Source organism: Methylibium sp. (assembly GCF_013817365.1).
Taxonomy (GTDB): domain Bacteria; phylum Pseudomonadota; class Gammaproteobacteria; order Burkholderiales; family Burkholderiaceae_C; genus Methylibium.
This window is the reverse complement of the sequence record NZ_JACDCU010000604.1, coordinates 1-2,048: the sequence shown is the minus strand read 5'-3', so window position 1 is coordinate 2,048 and position 2,048 is coordinate 1. Positions and strand designations below refer to the sequence as shown.

Here is a 2,048-nt window from a genome sequence, read left to right as displayed (position 1 = left end):
CCGCCGGGGCCGGGGTTGCCCTTGCAGGCGCCGTCGGTGTAGATCGTGACTGCAGGCCGGGCGATGCCGGGATCGGGCAGGTTCATCGGCGGGGTTCTTCCTCGTTGTGGTGCGTGTGGCTGACAACGGCCGGCGCCGTGCGCGGCTTGCGCACGGGCTTGCGGGCCGGGCCGATGACGCGCATGCCGCGCACGCGTTTCACCGCGCTGAGCACATAGACCGCGCCGAACACCGGCCACCAACGGTCGCCGGCTTTTTCCATCCAGTCGTAGCGCTCGAGCCAGCGCTGCGTGCGCAGCGCCGGGCGGTAGCAGCCGAAACCGCCGCGCTCGACCTCGAAACTCAGCAGGCGCAGCCAGTCACGCAGCCGCCGGTGGCCGATGAAGTCGCCCGCGCGCGGCAGAAACAGGCCGCTGCCGTCACCTTCGCCGCTGGCGCGCGCGGCCCAGCGGCCGGCCCACTGGCGCAGGCCCCACAAGCTCGCCGGGTTGAAGCCGACGATGACCACGCGGCCCTCCGGCACCAGCACGCGCTCGACCTCGCGAAGGGTCTGGTGCGGATCGCGTGCAAACTCGAGCGTGTGCGGCAGCACTACCAGGTCCAGGCTGTGCGCGGCGAAAGGCAGTGCGTCGAACTCGCAACACAAGGCTGCCTGTGCGACGGGCGGCGGCACTATCTCACCTGGCGCTGCTCCGGGTTCGCCCGCAGCCGCGGCGTCTTGTGCAGAATGCGCTTGCAGTGCCAGCCAACGGTGCGGCATGCGGTTGGCTTGCAGCACGTCGAGTTCCGGCAAGCCGAGCTGCAGCGCGTGAAAGCCGAAAACGTCGGCTACATGCGCGTCGATGCGCGAACGTTCCCACTCCAGCAGATAGCGCCCCGGTGGCGTCTGCAGCCACCGAGGCAACTCCAATATCGAAGGGTCTCGCGCCATGAACCTGATTGCTCTTCCCGCTTTTACCGACAACTACATCTGGCTGCTTCACGATGGCTCGGAGGCAATCGTCGTCGATCCGGGGGAAGCGGCACCGGTCGTGCGCGCCCTCGACGAGCACGGCTTGAAGCTCGGCGCGATTGTAGTGACTCACCATCACGCCGATCACGTCGGCGGCGTGGACGCGCTGCGTTCCCGGCTGGTGCCGCAAGGCGTCGTCTGGGGTCCCGCCGGCGGGCGCATTCCGCAACCCTACACACCGCTCGAGGACGGTGACGCCGTCGAGCTGTTCGGCACCCGCTTTTCGGTGATCTTCGTGCCCGGCCACACGCGCGACCACATCGCCTTCTTCGGCCAGCCGGCCGGTGAAGCGCCGCTGCTGTTTTGCGGCGACACGCTGTTTTCCGGCGGCTGCGGGCGCCTGTTCGAAGGAACGCCCGCACAGATGCACGACTCGCTCGTCCGACTCGCCGCACTTCCCGGCAACACCCGCGTGTGCTGCGGCCACGAGTACACCCTTTCGAACCTGAAATTCGCGCACGCGGTGGAACCGGACAACACCGCGGTGATCGACTACACGCGCCGGTGCCAGGCGCTGCGCGAACGCGATCTGCCCACCTTGCCGAGCACGATCGCCGTCGAGCAGCAGGTCAATCCCTTCTTGCGCGTCGAATCGAAGCAGGTGCGGGCCAGTGTCCGCACCCGCGACAGCGGCGCATGCGATGCAGTGAGCGTGCTGGCCGCGCTGAGAGAGTGGAAGAACGATTACCAATGACCGATCAAGCTCCGGCGCAGCGGCGCCCCGCGTTTTGCGAACCGCAACAGCGCCGCGCCCCTCGCGCTTCGCCGGCCGGCGGCCACTCGACCTGGGCCTTGCGCACCCGCACCGCCGCGCTGGCAGCCTTGGCGCTCGCGCTCGGCGCGTGTGCCACCGCGCCGGAACCCTCGGCGCCTTCGGCTGAGCAAATCCCCGTCGCCGCGGCACCGGCCACGTCCGCCGCATCCGCTCCGATCGAGATTGCTTCGCCGGCGGCAGCGGCCAGCGAAGCGGGCGCCACCATCGCCTCGCCCGGCAGCCCCGAGCCTGAGCAAACCGGCGAGGCGGTAGGCCCGCCCA

At 69.5% G+C, this 2,048-nt stretch carries 2 protein-coding genes and 1 pseudogene; 2 read left to right on the top strand and 1 reads right to left on the bottom strand.

Annotation, left to right across the window (positions count from 1 at the left end):
• Nucleotides 1-82 precede the first annotated feature (82 nt).
• The gene (locus H0W38_RS21915) at nucleotides 83-931 is read right to left on the bottom strand and encodes a class I SAM-dependent methyltransferase (RefSeq protein ID WP_292458214.1); all 849 of its coding nucleotides are present in this window, start codon (nucleotides 929-931) and stop codon (nucleotides 83-85) included.
• On the opposite strand from H0W38_RS21915, the gene gloB reads away from it, so the two are divergent.
• Both gloB and H0W38_RS21905 read left to right on the top strand, forming a co-directional pair.
• The gene (gloB, locus tag H0W38_RS21910; protein WP_292458211.1) at nucleotides 930-1,706 is read left to right on the top strand and encodes a hydroxyacylglutathione hydrolase; all 777 of its coding nucleotides are present in this window, start codon (nucleotides 930-932) and stop codon (nucleotides 1,704-1,706) included. The two genes, H0W38_RS21915 and gloB, sit on opposite strands and share 2 nt — an antisense overlap.
• A 98-nt stretch (nucleotides 1,707-1,804) precedes the next feature.
• Nucleotides 1,805-2,048 (top strand): annotated as a pseudogene (locus H0W38_RS21905) (hypothetical protein); the annotation flags it as partial.